Origin of the sequence: Streptomyces sp. NBC_01707 (assembly GCF_041438805.1) — a bacterium.
Classification (GTDB): domain Bacteria; phylum Actinomycetota; class Actinomycetes; order Streptomycetales; family Streptomycetaceae; genus Streptomyces.
This window is the reverse complement of record NZ_CP109190.1, coordinates 1,779,184-1,796,602: the sequence shown is the minus strand read 5'-3', so window position 1 is coordinate 1,796,602 and position 17,419 is coordinate 1,779,184. Positions and strand designations below refer to the sequence as shown.

19 protein-coding genes and 1 riboswitch are annotated in these 17,419 nt (G+C 69.6%); of the genes, 11 read left to right on the top strand and 8 right to left on the bottom strand.

Going from position 1 to position 17,419, the window contains the following annotated elements; genetic code table 11:
• Positions 1–173 precede the first annotated feature (173 nt).
• The gene (locus OG963_RS08265) at positions 174–1,610 is read left to right on the top strand and encodes an aldehyde dehydrogenase family protein (RefSeq protein WP_371798709.1); all 1,437 of its coding nucleotides are present in this window, start codon (positions 174–176) and stop codon (positions 1,608–1,610) included.
• Positions 1,611–1,694: 84 nt separating this feature from the next.
• Here the strand turns inward: OG963_RS08265 and trxA are convergent, their stop codons facing one another.
• Positions 1,695–2,069, bottom strand: coding sequence for a thioredoxin (gene trxA / locus OG963_RS08260; protein ID WP_030933996.1), 375 nt, complete (start codon positions 2,067–2,069; stop codon positions 1,695–1,697).
• Positions 2,070–2,184: 115 nt separating this feature from the next.
• On the opposite strand from trxA, the gene OG963_RS08255 reads away from it, so the two are divergent.
• Entirely contained in the window at positions 2,185–3,627 is a 1,443-nt protein-coding gene (locus OG963_RS08255; protein ID WP_177309180.1) for an NAD(P)/FAD-dependent oxidoreductase, read from the top strand.
• 198 nt (positions 3,628–3,825) lie between these two features.
• On the opposite strand, the gene OG963_RS08250 is transcribed toward OG963_RS08255, so the two are convergent.
• The 4 genes from OG963_RS08250 to OG963_RS08235 all read right to left on the bottom strand — a co-directional run bounded on the left by OG963_RS08250 (position 3,826) and on the right by OG963_RS08235 (position 6,446).
• Positions 3,826–4,323 (bottom strand): hypothetical protein, encoded by a 498-nt coding sequence (locus OG963_RS08250; RefSeq protein WP_371798708.1) that lies wholly within the window; start codon positions 4,321–4,323, stop codon positions 3,826–3,828.
• 73 nt (positions 4,324–4,396) lie between these two features.
• Positions 4,397–4,951 (bottom strand): hypothetical protein, encoded by a 555-nt coding sequence (locus OG963_RS08245; protein WP_093770115.1) that lies wholly within the window; start codon positions 4,949–4,951, stop codon positions 4,397–4,399.
• 167 nt (positions 4,952–5,118) lie between these two features.
• On the bottom strand, positions 5,119–5,625 hold the full coding sequence (locus OG963_RS08240; RefSeq protein WP_093772049.1) for an Asp23/Gls24 family envelope stress response protein: 507 nt from the start codon (positions 5,623–5,625) through the stop codon (positions 5,119–5,121).
• A gap of 224 nt (positions 5,626–5,849) precedes the next feature.
• Positions 5,850–6,446, bottom strand: a complete 597-nt coding sequence (locus OG963_RS08235) for a histidine phosphatase family protein (RefSeq protein ID WP_093772051.1) — start codon at positions 6,444–6,446, stop codon at positions 5,850–5,852.
• A 127-nt stretch (positions 6,447–6,573) separates the two neighbouring features.
• Positions 6,574–6,722, top strand: a riboswitch (adenosylcobalamin (AdoCbl) riboswitch).
• A 3-nt stretch (positions 6,723–6,725) separates the two neighbouring features.
• Between OG963_RS08235 and OG963_RS08230 the strand changes: the two genes are divergently transcribed.
• Positions 6,726–6,944 carry a CbtB domain-containing protein gene (locus OG963_RS08230; RefSeq protein WP_030980799.1) on the top strand — a complete coding sequence of 73 codons (219 nt, stop codon included), beginning with the start codon at positions 6,726–6,728 and terminating at the stop codon, positions 6,942–6,944.
• Positions 6,945–6,972: 28 nt separating this feature from the next.
• Entirely contained in the window at positions 6,973–7,746 is a 774-nt protein-coding gene (locus OG963_RS08225; RefSeq protein WP_093770116.1) for a CbtA family protein, read from the top strand.
• Between the two features lie 90 nt (positions 7,747–7,836).
• Here OG963_RS08225 and OG963_RS08220 read toward each other — a convergent pair whose 3' ends face one another.
• Positions 7,837–8,397 carry a GNAT family N-acetyltransferase gene (locus OG963_RS08220; protein ID WP_371127895.1) on the bottom strand — a complete coding sequence of 187 codons (561 nt, stop codon included), beginning with the start codon at positions 8,395–8,397 and terminating at the stop codon, positions 7,837–7,839.
• A 208-nt stretch (positions 8,398–8,605) separates the two neighbouring features.
• Here OG963_RS08220 and OG963_RS08215 point away from each other — a divergent pair, with 208 nt between their 5' ends.
• The 3 genes from OG963_RS08215 to OG963_RS08205 all read left to right on the top strand — a co-directional run bounded on the left by OG963_RS08215 (position 8,606) and on the right by OG963_RS08205 (position 11,121).
• Positions 8,606–9,355, top strand: a complete 750-nt coding sequence (locus tag OG963_RS08215; protein WP_319328648.1) for an SDR family oxidoreductase — start codon at positions 8,606–8,608, stop codon at positions 9,353–9,355.
• Positions 9,356–9,446: 91 nt separating this feature from the next.
• Positions 9,447–10,343 carry an SDR family NAD(P)-dependent oxidoreductase gene (locus OG963_RS08210; RefSeq protein WP_093770119.1) on the top strand — a complete coding sequence of 299 codons (897 nt, stop codon included), beginning with the start codon at positions 9,447–9,449 and terminating at the stop codon, positions 10,341–10,343.
• Positions 10,344–10,377: 34 nt separating this feature from the next.
• The gene (locus tag OG963_RS08205; protein WP_371798707.1) at positions 10,378–11,121 is read left to right on the top strand and encodes a TetR/AcrR family transcriptional regulator; all 744 of its coding nucleotides are present in this window, start codon (positions 10,378–10,380) and stop codon (positions 11,119–11,121) included.
• Positions 11,122–11,242: 121 nt separating this feature from the next.
• Here OG963_RS08205 and OG963_RS08200 read toward each other — a convergent pair whose 3' ends face one another.
• On the bottom strand, positions 11,243–11,599 hold the full coding sequence (locus OG963_RS08200; protein ID WP_093770121.1) for a tetratricopeptide repeat protein: 357 nt from the start codon (positions 11,597–11,599) through the stop codon (positions 11,243–11,245).
• A gap of 166 nt (positions 11,600–11,765) precedes the next feature.
• On the opposite strand from OG963_RS08200, the gene OG963_RS08195 reads away from it, so the two are divergent.
• Both OG963_RS08195 and OG963_RS08190 read left to right on the top strand, forming a co-directional pair.
• Positions 11,766–12,731, top strand: a complete 966-nt coding sequence (locus OG963_RS08195) for a pirin family protein (protein WP_093770122.1) — start codon at positions 11,766–11,768, stop codon at positions 12,729–12,731.
• 204 nt (positions 12,732–12,935) lie between these two features.
• Positions 12,936–13,169, top strand: a complete 234-nt coding sequence (locus OG963_RS08190) for a hypothetical protein (protein ID WP_371798706.1) — start codon at positions 12,936–12,938, stop codon at positions 13,167–13,169.
• An 81-nt stretch (positions 13,170–13,250) separates the two neighbouring features.
• Here the strand turns inward: OG963_RS08190 and OG963_RS08185 are convergent, their stop codons facing one another.
• A complete protein-coding gene (locus OG963_RS08185; protein ID WP_093770125.1) occupies positions 13,251–13,934 on the bottom strand; it encodes a hypothetical protein in 684 nt (227 codons plus the stop codon).
• A 172-nt stretch (positions 13,935–14,106) separates the two neighbouring features.
• Here OG963_RS08185 and OG963_RS08180 point away from each other — a divergent pair, with 172 nt between their 5' ends.
• On the top strand, positions 14,107–15,315 hold the full coding sequence (locus OG963_RS08180) for a HupE/UreJ family protein (protein WP_093770126.1): 1,209 nt from the start codon (positions 14,107–14,109) through the stop codon (positions 15,313–15,315).
• 127 nt (positions 15,316–15,442) lie between these two features.
• Complete coding sequence (locus OG963_RS08175) at positions 15,443–17,419, top strand: metallophosphoesterase family protein (protein ID WP_030934034.1); 1,977 nt, start codon at positions 15,443–15,445, stop codon at positions 17,417–17,419.

Genomic DNA, 17,419 nt, shown 5'->3' with positions numbered 1-17,419 from the left:
GGTGGGTGCTGCGTGGCTACGATGTTGCACGTTCAACCGAGCGAGGCCACGTTCGATTGCCGGACGCAGCTCGCACGGCTGCGCCGGATCGCGTCGCCCCGCGAAGCCGCGGCCGCACCCCCGCGCCCCACCGCATGGGACCACCCCTCGAACCGATCGACTGGAGAGTCTTCATGTCCCTGCTCGACCCCAAGGCCTGGCAGTCCCGCACGCTTGCGGGAGGTGAGTCGGACGTCGTCGAGCCCGCCACCGGCGAGGTGCTCGGACGTGTCACCCTTGCCGCGCCCGAGGACATCGCCACGGCCGCCCGGTCCGCGGCCGCCGCCCAGGCCGCCTGGTCCCGTACCCCGCACTTCGTCCGTGCCGCGGTCCTGCGCCGGGCCGGCGACCTGTTCACCGCGCACGCCGACGAACTGCGCGAATGGATCGTACGGGAGTCGGGCTCGATCCCCGGCAAGGCCGACTTCGAGCTCCATGTCGCCGCCCAGGAGTGCTACGAGGCCGCCGCGCTCGCATCCCGGCCGACCGGTGAGGTACTGCCCAGCGAGGGCGAGCGCCTCTCCTACACCCGGCGCGTCCCGGTCGGCGTCGTCGGCGTGATCGCCCCGTTCAACGCGCCGCTGATCCTCTCCATCAGGTCCGTCGCCCCCGCACTCGCCCTGGGCAACGCGGTCCTCCTCAAGCCCGACCCGCGCACCGCCGTCTGCGGCGGGCTCGCGCTCGCGGCGGTCTTCGCCGAGGCCGGACTCGACGAAAACCTGCTGCACCTCCTGCCCGGCGGCGCCGAGGCCGGACAGGCGCTGGTCGCCGAACCGCGTGTGCCGGTCATCTCCTTCACCGGTTCCACCGCGGCGGGCCGCGCCGTCGGTGAAGCCGCCGGACGGCTCCTCAAGCGTGCCCACCTGGAGCTCGGTGGCAACTCCGCCCTCGTCGTTCTGGAGGACGCCGACCTGGAGGGCGCGGTGGCCCAGGCAAGTTGGGGCTCGTTCTTCCACCAGGGCCAGATCTGCATGACCACCGGCCGGCACCTCGTACACGCCTCGCTGCTGGACGAGTACGTCGAACGGCTCGTCGCCAAGGCGGACGCGCTGGCGGTCGGCGACCCGCACCGTGAGCAGGTCCACCTGGGCCCGATCATCGACCGCGGCCAGCTCGGAAAGATCCACCGGCTGGTCGAGTCGAGCACCGCAGGCGGCGCGAAGGTCGCGGCCGGAGGTACCCATCGCGATCTGTTCTACCGCCCCACCGTCCTCACCGACGTCGACGACCACACGCCCGCCTACACGGAGGAGGTCTTCGGCCCGGTGGCCCCCGTGCGGTCCTTCGACACCCTGGACGAGGCCGCGGCGCTGGCCGCCGACAGCCCGTACGGACTCTCCCTCGGCATCGTCACCCGTGACACCGCGCGTGGCCTGGAACTCGCGGAACGGATCCCGACCGGCATCGTCCACATCAACGACCAGACGGTGAACGACGAGGCGGTGGCGCCCTTCGGTGGCATCGGGGCGTCCGGCACCGGCGCTCGGTTCGGCGGCGGGGCCAACCTGGAGGCCTTCACCGAGCTGCGCTGGACGACCGTGCGCCACGAACCGGCCGGCCACCCCTTCTAGCACTCGGGTCTGTCCGCCTTCGCAACGCCAGGAGGGCCCGGCCGTCGGCCGGGCCCTCCTCCACCCGCGGTTCGCGCGCGCAGGCTACTGCTGCTGTTCCTTCTGCTGGTTCTCGATGGACTTGCGCACCTCGTCCATGTCCAGTTTCCGGGCCTGTCCGATGACGTCCTCCAGCGCAGCCTCCGGCAGCGCCCCGGGCTGGGCGAACACCGCGACATTGTCCCGGACGATCATCAGCGTCGGAATGGACTGGATCTCGAAGGCAGCCGCCAGCTCCTGCTGCGCTTCCGTATCGACCTTGGCGAAGACCAGGTCGTCGTGGCGCTCGGACGCCGCGTCGTAGACCGGCGCGAACTGACGGCACGGGCCGCACCAGGAAGCCCAGAAGTCGATCAGGATGAACTCGTTCTCGCTGACGACCTGATCGAAGTTTTCCTTGGTGAGCTCTACGGTGCTCATGCTTCTGTACCTCTTCCTGTGCCCGCTGGGACCTGTACGGGACAACGGTGGCTTCCTTTGCGCTATTCCGCCTGCCCATGTGGCCGAGGCCCACACCCACCACCAGACTGTCCCCATGACAGATGCTGATGCTGTGAAGAACGCCGTGTACGACGTCGTGGTGATCGGTGCGGGGCCGGTGGGGGAGAACGTGGCGGACCGGACCCGCGCGGCCGGGCTGACCACGGCGGTCGTCGAGTCGGAACTGGTCGGCGGCGAATGCTCGTACTGGGCCTGTATTCCCAGCAAGGCCCTGCTGCGACCGGTCGTCGCCCGTGCCGACGCGCGCAGGGTCCCGGGCCTCGGCGCAGCCGTACAGGGCCCGCTGGACACGGCCGCGGTCCTCGCCCACCGTGACTGGTATGTCTCCGACTGGCACGACGACGGGCAGGTCGCCTGGCTGGAGGGCGTCGGTGCGGATCTCTACCGGGGCCAGGGCCGTCTGGCCGGTACGAAGCAGGTCTCCGTCACCACCCCCGACGGCACCGAACACCGGCTCACCGCGCGGCACGCCGTCGCCGTCTGCACGGGCAGCGGTGCCGTGGTTCCCGACCTGCCCGGAATCGCCGACGCCCGCCCATGGACGAGCCGGGAGGCGACCAGCGCGAAGGAGGTTCCCGGCCGCCTGGTGATCGTCGGCGGTGGGGTCGTCGGCGTGGAGATGGCCACCGTCTATCAGGCGCTCGGCGCCCAGGTCACGATGCTGATCCGTGGCAAGGGCCTGCTGCCGAAGATGGAGCCGTTCGCCGGTGAGCTGGTCGCCGAGGCGCTGACCGAGGCGGGAGCGGACATCCGCACCGGCGTCTCGGCCACCTCCGTCGACCGCACAACCCCGGACGGTCCCGTCACCGTCGAACTGGACGACGGCGAGCGCATCGAGGCCGACGAGATCCTCTTCGCCACCGGCCGCGCCCCGCGCACCGACGACCTCGGGCTGGAGACGGTGGCTCTGAAGCCCGGATCCTGGCTCCCGGTCGACGACAGCTGCAGGGTGGAGGGCAGCAACTGGCTCTACGCCGTCGGCGACGTCAATCACCGGGCGCTCCTCACCCATCAGGGTAAGTACCAGGCCCGTATCGCGGGTGCCGCGATCGCCGCCCGCGCCCAGGGCACCCCGGAGGCGACCGGTCGTTGGGGTGCCCACACCGCGACCGCCGACCACGCGGCGGTGCCCCAGGTGGTCTTCACCGACCCGGAGGCCGCGTCCGTCGGTCTCACCCTCGCCGCGGCGGAGAGGGCCGGCCATCGCGTGCGCGCCGTCGACTACGACCTCGCGGCGGTCTCGGGCGCCGGCCTCTACGCGAGCGGTTACCGGGGCCGCGCCCGCATGGTCGTCGACCTCGACCGGGAGATCCTGCTCGGCGTCACCTTCGTAGGGCCGGGCATCGGCGAGCTGCTGCATTCGGCGACCGTCGCGGTCGCGGGTGAGGTCCCCATCGACCGGCTCTGGCACGCGGTCCCCGCCTTCCCCACGATCAGCGAGGTCTGGCTGCGCCTGCTGGAGACCTACCGCGGCTGAGTACGGACGGTGAGCCGACGCGTGGAGGAACGGATCCCGACGTGACCGAACGCCCCGCAGGGGGCGGGGTGGCTGGACTGTCGGGATCCGGCACCCCCGCGCACCGCGCGCTGCACCCGCGTCCCGAAGCGCGGATGCAGTGGCGGCGGGCTCGCGCCGTGCCGCAACCGATCACGCCTCCCGATCGCCTCTCCGCGATCAGGCGCTGAGCAGGCGGTTGAAGAACGAGCGGTAGCGCTGAAGCGCTATGCGCAGATCCTCGGTGAGGACCTCCTCGCCTCGGCCCCACTGACTTTCGAGCCCTTCCTTGCGGGCTGCGAACGACCGGGCCAGTGTCTGCATGACCTCGGCGACCAAGGCGTCGGCCGTACGGACGGCGTCCTGCGGATCGTCGACGAAGGCTGTCTGGACGGCCTGCCATTTGGACTTGAAGGCCTCGGCCTCCTCGGGACCGAGCAGCGGCTCGTTCTCCTGGCCCTGATCCGGCGCCGAAGCGTGCGGTGTGCCCGCCACGGGCTGCTCCGTGGACGGGGAACCCGCAGCGGCGTCCACAGTGGGCGCGGGAGCGTCCGCCGCTGCCGGCGGTGTTCCACGATCTGCGTCCCGGTCGTCCCGAGGCCGGGCGAGATCCTCGGTGCTGAGTCCCGCGTCGCTCGCGCTGCTGTGCTCGCCTGCTCCAATGTGTTCGCGCTGCATGCTTGTTCACCTCGTCCGAATGGGTTTCGACGGGATCTCGTTCGGTCGCCCGCAGGTTTGCGCGGGCGCCGGGTCAAGCGTGTTGCTGCCCCGGCCTGTCGCCGTCGGTGAGCAGGTCGTCGAAGAGTGCGCGGTAGTGCACCATCGCTCCCCGCAGTTCCTCGGTGGTCGTCTGCCGGCCCCCGGCTCGCGCATTGACTTCGTGGGCGGCGCGGTAATGCTCCAGCGTGCGCCCGTGTTCGACCGACAGGTCTTTCACCTGCTGCTCATAGTCCTGGGTCGGGTAGCCACGTTCCTTCATCAGCCGGGTCACCAGCTGGTCCGCCTCACCGACCGCCTCCTGCGGACGGTCCACGAAGTGCTCCTGCACGCTGTTCCACTCCTGCGCGTACTGCTGACGGGCAGTCGTGGGCAGCGGCTTCAGGTCGAGGTCGTCGTGCCGTTGCTCGCGTTCGCGCAGATCACGCTCGGCCGCCGTGCGGCTGTCACCGGATTCGACAGCGCGCTCGTACTCGGGTCCGAAGCGCTCTCGCAGATGACGCCGCCGAACGGCGAGCCGGACCATCACCGCGAGGGCGACAAGGACCACCACCACGACGACGATGGCAACAATGATTCCTGTGGACATCTGGTCCTCCGATCGAGGTCAGCCACATCCCCGTCATACGCGGCTGCCTCAGTGGCCGGGTGCCGGGCGGACATCCGACGGTCCCGGGAGACAACCGAGGTTTCAGGCCGACGACACGGCCGACGGTCACCCCCCTTCGACCAGGCGCGACCCGGTCCGGCGAGCCACTACACGACTCGCCTCTCCGGCACCTGCTCTTCCTCTTCCTCCTCGTCGGGCAGCTTCACGTCGGTCACCGTGATGTTGACCTCCACGACCTCCAGACCGGTCATCCGCTCGATGGCGGCGATCACTTCGGTCCGGACGTCGCTTGCGAGCTCGACGATCGGGAAGCCGTATTCGACGATGATCGACAGGTCGACGGCGGTCTGGACCTCACCGACCTCGACCTTGACGCCGCCGGTGACGGACCGACCTCCCGCTCCGGGCACTCGCTCCCGCACCGTCCCCATACCGCGGGTGAATCCCCCGCCCATGGCCTGGACTCCGGGGACGCTCCGGGCCGCCAGCCCGGCGATCTTCGCCACCACGCCGTCGGCGATCGTGGTACGCCCTCGTGCCCCGGGTTCCGTTCGGCGGTTTTCCCGGCGGTTTTCGCTCTGCGGTCCCGCGCCGTGCGTGGACCCGGATGGGCGGGTGGTCTCGGGCCGGCTCAGCTGCGTTTGATCGGTCATGGTCGGTCGCCCTTCCGAAGAGGAGGTGGGCTCGATCGCCTTGGCCATTTTACGTACGATTTGTCAGCATTGCTGTGCGGAGGGGATGAGGGGAGCAAGTCGTTGCGGGTCCGGCCTCGGGTGCCGCCCTCCGGGTCGGGGCAGGGGAGGCCGGAATCCGTCGTGACCCATGGTCGAGGGGGCGTTCATGATTCCGCGATCCATCACGGATACGGCTCCCCGGGTTACCGTCCGTGCGCCGTGGTGGGCTCGTCGGTTCCGATGCTCAGGGACCGCCCGCAACGCAGGTTCCAGCGCCCGGACCGACCGCTGAGCTCGGTCAGCGTCAGCGGAGCGACGTCCAACCGCCAGAACGCCTGCGGCGGAAGACCCAGCGCATGCACGATCGCGGCCCGCACAGCCGCGGGTTCGACCACGGCGAGCACGCCGCCGTCCTCGGCGCCCTCCCCGTGCAGCGAATCCAGCCAACCGCCCACCCGCGCATGCAGATCGAGCAACGACTCACCGTCGTGCGGGGCAGCCGAAGGGTCGGACAGCCAGGCCGACACCGCCTCCGGCTCGTCCTGGCTCACCTGCGCCAGCCGTTGTCCGCGCCAGCGTCCCAAGTCCCAGCCGCGAAGGGCGGGTTCGGGCTCGGACCGCAGCCCCAACGCCTTGGCGGTCCCGGTGCACCGCTCGTCCGAACCGTGCACCCGGCGGTCAGCGGCAGGCACCGCGGCCGCGGCCGCACGCGCCCGCCGGACGCCGGACGCGTCGAGCGGGGCGTCGCCGTCGAAGCGGGCCTCGCGCAGCGCCGCGTTGAGCGCCGGTGAGATCAACATCACCCGTACCGTGAACACCCGCGTCAACTCCCTGAACTGTGGCCCCTTCGGTAAGCACACCATGGCATCCAGGGCCGTGGGGTGGGCAGATGGTGCCATGGCGGCGGGGTGCACCCAGGCGGTATGGTCGCGACGAACATGACGACGGTGTGATGGAAGTCCGGTGAGAATCCGGCACGGTCGCGCCACTGTGAACCCGTATCCGTACGGGAAGTCAGACCCGGCACCGTCGTCTCAGGCACCACGATCGGGACGCGTGTTCCCCCAGGAGGTTCTGCCATGGCACAGACTGCTGCCCCCGCCGCCGTCGCATCACCCGCCATCACCCCCATCTCGCTGAAGGCGATTGCCCCGTGGGCGGTCTTCTTCGGCATTCTCATGCTCGTCCTGCTGTACTTCGTCGGCGCCGAGCAGGGCGCCACCGCGGTCATCTCCGGCGAGGGTGTCCACGAGTGGGTCCACGACGGTCGCCACCTGCTCGGTTTCCCCTGCCACTGACATACCGCGCAAGCCAGGGGAACCCCTCATGAACTCCATATCCGTCAGAGCCCTGCTGGTCCGCGGCATGCTGGCCGGCCTCGTCGCGGGTGCGCTCGCACTTGCCGTCGCCTACTTCCTCGGAGAGTCGCGGGTCGACGCGGCGATCGCTCTCGAAGAGGCGCACAGCCACGACCACGGCGGCGGCGAGGAACTCGTCAGCCGTGCCATGCAGTCCACGGCCGGCCTCGCCACCGGTGTCCTCGTCTTCGGCGTGGCCGTCGGCGGTATCGCCGCGCTCGTCTTCTGCTACGCCCTCGGCCGCATCGGCAGGTTCGGCCCGCGGGCCACGGCCGCACTGATCGCGTTCGGCGCCCTGCTGACCGTGTATGTCGTGCCGTTCCTCAAGTACCCGGCCAACCCGCCGGCCGTCGGCAACCCCGACACGATCGGCCAACGCACCGCCATGTTCTTCCTCATGGTCGCTCTCAGTGTGCTGCTCGCCGTTGCGGCCGTCATCCTCGGCAAGCGGCTGGCTCCACGCCTGGGCAACTGGAACGCGTCGATCGCCGCATCCGCCGGCTACGTCCTCGTCATCGGGCTCGCGTACGCCTTCCTGCCCTCGTTCAACGAGGTCGGAAAGGACTTCCCGGCCGGCCTGCTGTGGGAGTTCCGCCTCGCCACCCTCGCCGTTCAGGCCACGCTCTGGACCACTTTCGGTCTGTTCTTCGGCTATCTGACCGAACGGCTGCTGGTGTCGGGACCGGAGCCGGTCCCGACAGGGGGCGGCACGGCATCCCGCACGGCCACCGCCGCCGGCTGACCGGCCGAGAACGCCACTACGACCGACCCCGCCAGGAGCCGCCTGGCGGGGTCGGTCGTGGTAGGGGTCCGACCGCCCGGGTGTCGGGCGTCACGACGGACGTGGAGCGGAGACCTGGGGAGAAGATGAGGACCCGGCGGCTTCGTCCGTCGCACTCGCTCCGCCCCCGCGTTCGGCCGCCGATCCGGCCGGCCAGTCGATCCGGTAGTGCCTCAGCAGGTCGTCCTCCCCGACGAGGCGCATGCCGGCTGCTGCCATGACGTGCTGGGACGCGGCGTTGTCGAGGTCGGCGTCGCCCTTGACCGACGCGACACCCGAGGCACGGGCGAACTCCAGCAGCGCGCGCAGAGCCTCCGAGGCGTACCCCTTGCCGCGCATCGCCGGTATCAGGCCGTAGCCGATCGTGACCTGCCCCCGGTCGTCCGGGACTCCATGGAAACCGACTCCGCCGATGGCGTGCCCGTCTTCGCGGAGGCGGATCTCGTACGCTCCGAACGGCCGGGGATCGCCGGTATCCGCGCAGTGCTCCAGGAAGTGCCGCGCGCCCGCCCGGTCGCCGTCGTTGGGATAGTCGGGTGCCCAGAGGGCGTCCGGCCCGGGACGGCCTTCCACTACGTACTCCGCCTCGGCGGGGGTGAGTGGGTGGAGCACGAGTCGCGTTGTCACAAGAGGTCCCATGACTCGCCGGAATATCACGGCGGCAAGCCTCGACGCATCGGAATTTTGACCGACCGAGGAGTAGGTAGCGATGTACGTAACGTTGCTACGAAGAGAGGGTAGCGACGCTACTCGATTGGTGTTAGCGTTCTTTCCATCGGGAAGCGGACACCACCGCACCCTTCGAAGCGGGAGCAACGCCTTGACTGAGCAGACCACCACCACTGCACGCCGGGTCGCGGTCGTCACCGGAGGATCCAGGGGAATCGGCCGGGAGAGCGCCGAGCGCCTGGCTGCCGACGGATTCGCCGTCGTCATCAACTACGCGGGCAACCGGACCGAGGCCGAGGTCGCCGTCGCGGCGATTGCCGCCGCAGGTGGCGAGGCGATCGCCCACCGGGCGGACGTCGCCGACGAGGTCGCGGTGGCTGCGCTCTTCGATGCGGCAGAGGAGATCTTCGGCGGAGTCGACGTCGTCGTCCACGCCGCGGGCGCCATGACGCTCGCACCACTCGTCGACATGGATCTGGACGCCCTGGACCGGATGCACCGGACCAACATCCGCGGCACCTTCGTCGTCGACCAGCAGGCGGCCCGCCGCCTGCGCGGCGGCGGAGCGATCATCAACTTCTCCAGCTCCGTCCTGGCGCTGGCCCTTCCCGGCTACACCGCCTACGCCGCCACCAAGGGCGCGGTCGAGGCCATGACCCTGATCCTGGCCCGCGAACTGCGCGGCAGGGACATCACGGTCAACGCCGTGGCCCCCGGGCCGACCGCCACCGCTCTCTTCCTGGACGGCAAGGACGAGGCGACCATCGGGAAGCTCGCCGGCCAGGCGCCGCTGGAGCGCCTCGGGACTCCGCAGGACATCGCGGAGGTCGTCGCCTTCCTCGCCGGTCCCGCCCGCTGGGTCAACGGCCAGGTCGTGCGCGCCAACGGCGGCATCGTGTGACTCCGCTCGCTGCAGCAGCAGGCCGCTCCCAGGACCGCGTCACCCCTTCCTTCTCTTCTTCCTCTACTCCACCGACCGAGAGGACCGAGTCATGAGCAAGACCATCGTCATCACCGGCGCGGGGTCCGGCTTCGGCGCCCTGGCCGCCCGGGCCCTGGCTCGCGAGGGCCACACCGTCTACGCAGCCATGCGCGACACCAGGACACGCAACGCCGCACGGGTGGCCGAGGCGGCGGCTTACGCCGCCGAGCACCAGGTGGACCTGCGTACCGTCGAACTCGACGTGCTGTCCCAGGAGTCGGCGGACGCCGCCGTCGCCGCCGTCCTCGCCGACGTCGGCCGCCTGGACGTGATCATCCACAACGCCGGACACATGGTCACCGGCCCCACCGAAGCGTTCACGCCCGAGGAGCTCGCGGCGGTCTACGACACCAATGTGCTCGGCACCCAACGCGTCAACCGGGCCGCCCTCCCGCACCTGCGCGCCCAGGAGCACGGACTGGTCGTATGGGTGGGGTCCACGTCCACCAGGGGAGGCACCCCGCCCTATCTCGCCCCGTACTTCGCGGCCAAGTCCGCCATGGACGCGCTCGCCGTCTCGTACGCCGCCGAGCTGGCCCGATTCAACATCGAGACCACCATCGTCGTCCCCGGCTCCTTCACGTCCGGCACCGACCACTTCGTCACCGGCGGCCATCCCGCCGACCTGACCGTCGTCCCGGCGTACGAAGAGCGCTACGCGGGGATGATGGACCAGGTCTCCCAGCGTCTGGCCGCCCTCGCACCCGCCGACGCCGATGTCTCCCAGGTCGCCGACGCCATCGTCCGGGTGGTCGGGACGGAACACGGCAAACGCCCCTTCAGGGTCCACATCGACCCCGTCGACGACGGCAGCGAAACGGTCAGCGCCGTTGCCGACCGGATCCGCTCCGAGTTCCTCACCCGCATCGGCCTCGGCGACCTGCTGGTTCCCCATGCAGCGCGCTGACCTCCGCGCGCTCTCCCTTGATAGCGTCCGTTCGATGAGTACTCGGGCACGCATCCTGGAAGTGGCGGCCGACCTGGTCGCGAAATCGCCGGACGGTGGCATCTCCACCCGGGCCGTGTGCGAGGCCGCACAGGTGGGAGCCCCGGCCCTCTACCGGCACTTCGGCGACAAGGAAGGACTGCTGTCGGCCGTCGTCGATCACGGCTTCGATGCCTACCTGGCGACGAAGCGGGAGCACGGCGACACCGCGGACCCCGTCCAGGACCTGCGCGACGGCTGGGACAGCCATGTCGAGTTCGCCCTGCGCAATCGGAACCTGTACCGACTGATGAATTCCCCCGCCATGCGCACCCCGCCGGCCGCGGCGCTCGAATCGCATCGGATCCTCACCAGGGACCTGGAGCGGGCCGCAGCACAGGGCAAGCTGCGGATCGCGCCCGAGCCGGCCGCCCAGATGATCATGTCTGCCAATGTCGGCGTCGCGCTGATGCTGGTCGCCCGCCCGGCGACCTTCACCGACGACGGCACGTCCGTACGGGTGCGCGACGCGGTGCACGCGGCCGTGTTCGTACCGGAAGCGAGCGGCAGCGAGCCGGACGACGTGGGAGAGGCGCAGATCCCCTCCGCGGCCAACCGGCTGCGGGCGCTGCTGCACGGTTCTCCTGGCGCCGGACTCAGCAAGGCCGAATCGGCCCTGATGGCCGAATGGCTGGGCCGCGTATCGAATGCTGCGGGAAGCCGGACCGCGGACGACGCGGAAACCGATCGCTCCGGCTGAGGCACCGAACCCTGAGGCATGATGCCGATGGCCGGTAGCCGACCGGCTGCGCCGGGCCCCCGACGGCGCGCGGTCGGCTCCCTTTTGAACAGGCCCGCAGCGCGCCCGACGGCGCGCCACCTCAGACGTCCGCGTCGTCCTCGAAGTCCCCGGACATCGCCGCCGCCATCCGCAGATGCGGCGTCGCCTCGGCCTGCCGTCCCTGCCGCTCCAGCGTGCGACCGAGCATCAGCCGTGCGTAGTGCTCCACGGGGTCGCGCTCCAGCACGGCCCGCAGCTCCGTCTCGGCCTTGCCGAGCCGGGCCGAGTGGTAATAGGCGCGGGCCAGCAGCAGCCGCGGGGCGACCTGCTCCGGCGCCTCCTCGACCAGCCCGCCCAGGATCCGGGCCGCGGTGAGATACTCCTTCGCCTCGAAGAACATCCGGGCGCGGTCCCAGCGGTCGGCCGGCGTACCGAACTCGAAGTAGCTGTCGTTCACTTGTCCTCCTCCGTCGCGGCTTTCCCGGATCCTGCCGGTCGGGCGTCCACTCGTGCGCCCAGCCGTTCGTTCACCGGTGACAACAGAGCATAATGGTTGAACATTCCACTAAAATCTTGGCGTGGGTATCGACCGCCCACGCCCGCACGGGAATAGGTTGAGCGCCATGAGCAATCTCGATCGCCAGGCCGCACTCTCCGTCTGCGGAGGGCGGGGTTTCGTCGTCGCCGAGCCGGTACGCGAACTTCTCGCCCCGCGCCACGTCCAGCTCGGCGAGTCCACCGAGGTCCGCCGGCTGCTGCCCAATCTCGGCCGGCGGATGGTCGGCGCCTGGGCCTTCGTGGATCACTACGGCCCCGACGACATCGCCGACGAGCCCGGGATGCAGGTCCCGCCGCACCCCCACATGGGTCTGCAGACGGTCAGTTGGCTCCATGAGGGCGAGGTGCTGCACCGCGACAGCCTGGGCAGTCTGCAGACGGTCCGCCCGCGCGAACTGGGGCTGATGACCTCCGGCCGGGCGATCAGCCACTCCGAGGAGAGCCCGAAGTCGCACGCCCGTCTTCTGCACGGCGCCCAGCTCTGGGTGGCCCTGCCCGACGCGCACCGGCAGGTCGAGCCGCACTTCCAGCACCACACCGAGTTGCCCACCGTCACCGCCCCCGGCCTCACCGCCACGGTGATCCTCGGCGAACTCGACGGCGCCGTGTCACCGGGCACGGCCTACACCCCGATCGTCGGCGCAGACGTCGCCCTGGCGAGCGGCGCCGAGGCGCGACTGCCGCTCGAGCCCGACTTCGAGTACGCAGTGCTGTCGATGTCCGGCGAGGCCGAGGTCGACGGTGTGCCGCTGGAGCCCGGATCGATGCTCTACCTCGGCTGCGGCCGCAGCGAACTCCCCCTCCGCGCCTCCTCCGACGCCGGCCTCATGCTCCTGGGTGGCGAGCCGTTCGAGGAAGAGATCGTCATGTGGTGGAACTTCATCGGGCGTTCCCATGAGGAAATCGAGGAGGCCCGGAGGGGCTGGATGGAGAGCTCCCGCTTCGGCGAGGTGAAGGGCTATGACGGCGACCGGCTGGCCGCCCCCGAACTGCCGCCGGTGGCGCTGAAGCCGCGCGGACGCGTGCGCTGAGCTGAGCGTCCGTGGTGTGGGTGAGCTGCGACAGGCGCGGCCCACACAGCCCTCAACGGTACCGGGCACCGCAGCCACGACGAACGGAACGCCGCTGGCTCGTCACCTACATGCGTGGCACAACCCTTCGAGGTGCGCATCGACGATTTCGAGGACTCGGGCGTCAGCGATCGGGCCTTTGAGGTGGCGTAGATCACCGAACACGTGGCCAGCTGGGTGCCGCTCGACGTCGAGACCTTTCTGGAGCAATTCGAGCTGACAGCAACTGAATCCGTTCGACTGGCGGACTGCCGTCGGCTCCTCGCCCTCGTCTGGCTTTTCCTGCTGTCGTTCGACAAGGGTGACAAGCCGAGGAACCCGCCGGGCACTGCGGAACGACGGGCCGGCCGAAACAGTGAGCTCGCACTGCTTCCCGACCGCGGCGCGGCTCTCTCCTGACCCACCAGTGCTGAGCTCGTACGTCCACAGCCAAGGAGCGGGAGCGGGTTCGACCGGCGCTTTCGCAGCAGTCCGAGGCTCTCAGCGTGGGGCGGAGGGGTTGTCGAGCCAGATCACGATCCCGGTCAGGTCGTTGAGCACGGATGCGACGCCTGCCCTGATGGCGGCCGCGCAGCGCTCGGTGGAGAACGAGCCGGGGTCGTACGTCGAGGACATGCCGAGCCCCTCGCCACGGAACGACGCACCGGACCAGTCGACCGCCGTGACGTTGTGGGTGGGCTCGGCAAGCTCCGCGCCCACGACGAGGAACTGCTGGGACAGGTGGTTCGGGGTGACCACCGCGAGGGGGTCGACGAGGTCGTTGCCTGCGCTGACGATGAGGTCCGGGCCCATCTCAAGGGCCCTGGTGATGCTGGGTACGAGGTCGGACGGACCATCGGCGGTCATCGTTCTGAGGTCGACGTGCTCGTCCCCGGCCCAGTCCTGGACCGCGGTCACGAGCTTCTTCGTCGGGCGCTCGTCACCCGAGGTCAGCAGGACCACACGGTAGTCCTTCGGCGGGTGGACCTTGGTCCAGGAGCCGGGCCGCGGTGTGGCGGTCCCCTCCGGGGCGGGTGGGGAGGAGGGGTCGACGAACCCCGGACCGAGCTTGCCCACGGCAGTGGGCTCGGGGTGCGGCCGTGACCAGTCGTCGCCGGAACTGCATCCGGTGACCAGCGCGGCGGCCGCGGCCAGCGCGGCAGCGGCCCGAAGCAGGGAGTACAAGGCGATCGTCCTTTGAGGGGTGGCGGATGGTGCGCCTACATCCTGCTATCCCGGTCGGTGTCTTCTTCCTCCTCAGGTGTCGCCATCGCGTTTGTTGTTCCACAGTTCGCCGGCCGCCCGGGCCGTGTTCACCCGTGACGCGCACCGTGCACTGGCAACCTGAAGGAGCAACATGTCACAACGGGTCCGCCGCACCATCGTCGGGATCACCGCGGCCGTGATCGCTTTCCTCGCCGCCGGACAGCCGGCGTCCGCCCACGGGTTCACGTCGACCGCGTACGTCGACGTCGCCGAGGGGCACGAGGGCCATATACGGACGAAACTGAGGCTCGAGTACGACCTCTTCGTCGTATCCGCCGCCGACTACGAGGACGACGACCCTCTCTTCGAGACGGGAAACGCCGCGTTCGAAACCGGTGGCCCCGAAGAACAGTCCGCGGCGCTCAACGCCCATGCGGAGTCGGCCGCCAGATATGTGACCGAGCGCTTCTCGGTGACCTCGGACGGCACGAAATGCACGCCGAGACGGGTCGGCGACTTCACGATCGGCCGGCAGGAGGGCGTGCCGTACGCCGGTCTGCTGCTCGACTGGGCGTGTTCCGAGCGGGGCGACGATCTGCAGGTGCGCAGCGGGTTGTTCCCCGACGCCGAGACGTACGTCAAGGGCACCAAGACGATCGTCACGTACGAGCTCGACGGCCGGTCCGGCAGTGCCGCACTCGACGCCGCTCACCCGTCCTTCTCGATCGGTCAGGCCTGGTACGAGCGGTTCTGGGAGTTCTTTCGCCTGGGCGGCGAGCACCTGCTGACCGGGGTCGACCACATCCTGTTCCTGCTGGCACTCATCGCCGGGTCACGGCGTCTGCGCGAGATCGTGCTCGTGGCAACGAGTTTCACCTTGGCGCACTCGGTGACCTTCATGCTCGCCGCGCTCGGTCTGGTCGACGCACCCGCCGACATCGTGGAGCCCGTCATCGCGCTGTCGATCGCCGTGGTCGCCGGCTGGCACCTGTGGCGGCTCTGGCGGCGCCGCAGCCACGCGGCCGACCTCGAGACAGCGGGACGCGGCCACTTCAGCCTGGACCGCGCGGGCTGGACCCGCCTCGGGGTCGTGTTCTGCTTCGGCCTCGTGCACGGCCTGGGTTTCGCGGGCGCGCTGGGGATCGACGAGGCGTGGTCATGGACCCTGCTGTGGTCCTTGCTGGTGTTCAACGTCGGCATCGAGACCGTGCAGTTGACCATCATCGCCGCCCTTTTCCCGCTGCTGATCGTCCTGCGCCACCGGGCGCCGACGGCCGGCCTCTGGGTGACCGGCGTGATCTCCGCCTCCGTGGCAGCCATGGGGCTGGTGTGGTTCGTGCAACGGACGTTCGGGATCTGAGGCCGATTCAGGTCCCGCGAGATGTTCAGACAAGTCCGAGATGGCATTGGCCGCGGGTTAACCATGTGAAGGAATCGTAAGTGTCTCCATTCCGTGCACATATGTGCGTTAGAGGAACAGAAAACCAATGAAATCGAGCACCAAGAGACAGGCTCCCGGGTCTGTACGGCGCCGCGCAGCCACTGGGGCCACAGCGGCATTCCTGGGCTTGGCCGTAGCCCTCGGAAGCGGCACGGCGTCTCCCGCCGCCGCGGCGGACCCGGCCGCGATCACCGGGATCATCCTCGGCGTGGGCGCCAACGAGACCCAGCGCACCGTGACGTGGTACTCCTCGGCCGACACCGCGCAGAAGCTCCAGGTCGCCCCGACCTCGGCGGTCGTCAACGGCGAGTTCCCGGCCGACGCCGCCAACTTCGACGCCACGGGCGCGGTCAACATCGCGACCAGTGGAGGCTTCAACCGCCACGCGACGATCACGGGCCTGAAGGAACACACGGCGTACTCCTACCGCGTCGGCACCGAGGGCAACTGGTCCTCGACGTACTCCTTCAAGACGCAGGACTTCGAGGGCGACTACGACTTCCTGTTCTTCGGCGACCCGCAGATCGGCTCGTCCGGCAACCTGGCGCAGGACCAGGCCGGTTGGAAGGACACCGTGGACGTCTCGCTCGCGGCCAACCCCGACGCCGAACTGCTGCTGTCGGGCGGTGACCAGGTCGAGACCGCCAACACCGAGTCCCAGTGGAACTCCTTCCTGGCCCCCGACAAGCTGCGCCAGTACCCGTGGGCTCCCACCATCGGAAACCACGACGTCGGCGGCAAGGCGTACGAGCAGCACTTCACCACCCCGAACACGGACCGTTCGGCCCCGCTGTACTCGAACGGCAACCCGACGTCCAACACGTCCGGCGGTGACTACTGGTACATCTACAAGGATGTGCTGTTCATCAACCTCAACAGCAACAGCTATGCCACCTCCCAGGGCGGCGGCGGTGACGCGGCGCACATCAAGTACGTGACCGACGTCATCAACCAGCACGGCGCCGAGGCCAAGTGGAAGGTGCTCACGTACCACCACGCGATCTACTCGCCGGCCTCCCACGCCAAGGACGGCGACAACAAGGTCCGCCGCGTCGACTTCTCGGATGCGTTCTCCAAGCTCGGTGTCGACCTGGTCCTCCAGGGCCACGACCACAGCTACTCGCGCAGCTACGAGATCAAGAACGGCCAGAAGGCGAACCCGGACGAGAAGCCCGGCGCCGCCGACCTGTACCCCGGTCCCGGTGGCGTCATCTACGTGACCGCGAACTCCGCTTCGGGGTCGAAGTACTACGACATCACGAAGCCGGACAGCAGCGGCACCAGCGGTGCCGGCAACGGTGCCGACCCGCAGAACCCGAACAACTACTGGTACAACTCGGTCCAGAACCAGGAGCACGTCCGCACCTACGTCAAGGTCGAGGTGCGCAACGACAAGCTCGTCGTCGAGGACATTCGCAGCGGCACCTGCGCGGCCCCGAACTCCGAGGTCGAGCAGGGCATGTCGTGCACCAACACCGCCACCGGACAGCCTGTCGGCTCGACCGTCGACAAGTTCCAGGTGCACCCGAACCACGGCACCGGCCAGGACCTCCAGGTCAACGTGCCGAACCCGGCCCCGGGCGAGTTCGGTTGGACGATCGACGGCTACAACGGCCTGGTGGACCTCGGCACCGCGCAGGAGCGCAACGGTGACCACTTCGAGGCCTCCGGCAAGATCAACCCGATCACCGTGTCGGACAGCCGCCGTTCGCTCGCGCCGTGGTCGATCTCGGCCGACGTGGGCGACTTCAAGGACGGTGACAAGACGTTCTCCGGCTCGTACCTCGGCTGGAGCCCGTACGTCCTCGACCAGGGCGCCGGCGCAACCAGCGGCGAATCGGTGGCCTCCGGCTACGACGACAACGGTAAGGGCCTGTCCGTCTCGCGCGGCCTCGCTCACGCCGACCAGGGCCACGCCCGTGGTGGGGCCAAGCTCGGCGCCGACCTGGGTCTGAAGATTCCGGACAGCGTCACCAAGGGTGGCTACCGCGCCACTCTGACGATCACCGCACTGAGCAGCTGA

What these genes read in the sequence shown, in the direction of transcription:
- OG963_RS08265 (WP_371798709.1), top strand. Translation starts at nt 174, where the DNA reads ATGTCCCTGCTCGACCCCAAGGCCTGGCAGTCCCGCACGCTTGCGGGA.
- trxA (WP_030933996.1), bottom strand. Translation starts at nt 2,069, where the DNA reads ATGAGCACCGTAGAGCTCACCAAGGAAAACTTCGATCAGGTCGTCAGC.
- OG963_RS08255 (WP_177309180.1), top strand. Translation starts at nt 2,185, where the DNA reads ATGACAGATGCTGATGCTGTGAAGAACGCCGTGTACGACGTCGTGGTG.
- OG963_RS08250 (WP_371798708.1), bottom strand. Translation starts at nt 4,323, where the DNA reads ATGCAGCGCGAACACATTGGAGCAGGCGAGCACAGCAGCGCGAGCGAC.
- OG963_RS08245 (WP_093770115.1), bottom strand. Translation starts at nt 4,951, where the DNA reads ATGTCCACAGGAATCATTGTTGCCATCGTCGTCGTGGTGGTGGTCCTT.
- OG963_RS08240 (WP_093772049.1), bottom strand. Translation starts at nt 5,625, where the DNA reads ATGACCGATCAAACGCAGCTGAGCCGGCCCGAGACCACCCGCCCATCC.
- OG963_RS08235 (WP_093772051.1), bottom strand. Translation starts at nt 6,446, where the DNA reads ATGTTGATCTCACCGGCGCTCAACGCGGCGCTGCGCGAGGCCCGCTTC.
- OG963_RS08230 (WP_030980799.1), top strand. Translation starts at nt 6,726, where the DNA reads ATGGCACAGACTGCTGCCCCCGCCGCCGTCGCATCACCCGCCATCACC.
- OG963_RS08225 (WP_093770116.1), top strand. Translation starts at nt 6,973, where the DNA reads ATGAACTCCATATCCGTCAGAGCCCTGCTGGTCCGCGGCATGCTGGCC.
- OG963_RS08210 (WP_093770119.1), top strand. Translation starts at nt 9,447, where the DNA reads ATGAGCAAGACCATCGTCATCACCGGCGCGGGGTCCGGCTTCGGCGCC.
- OG963_RS08205 (WP_371798707.1), top strand. Translation starts at nt 10,378, where the DNA reads ATGAGTACTCGGGCACGCATCCTGGAAGTGGCGGCCGACCTGGTCGCG.
- OG963_RS08195 (WP_093770122.1), top strand. Translation starts at nt 11,766, where the DNA reads ATGAGCAATCTCGATCGCCAGGCCGCACTCTCCGTCTGCGGAGGGCGG.
- OG963_RS08180 (WP_093770126.1), top strand. Translation starts at nt 14,107, where the DNA reads ATGTCACAACGGGTCCGCCGCACCATCGTCGGGATCACCGCGGCCGTG.
- OG963_RS08175 (WP_030934034.1), top strand. Translation starts at nt 15,443, where the DNA reads ATGAAATCGAGCACCAAGAGACAGGCTCCCGGGTCTGTACGGCGCCGC.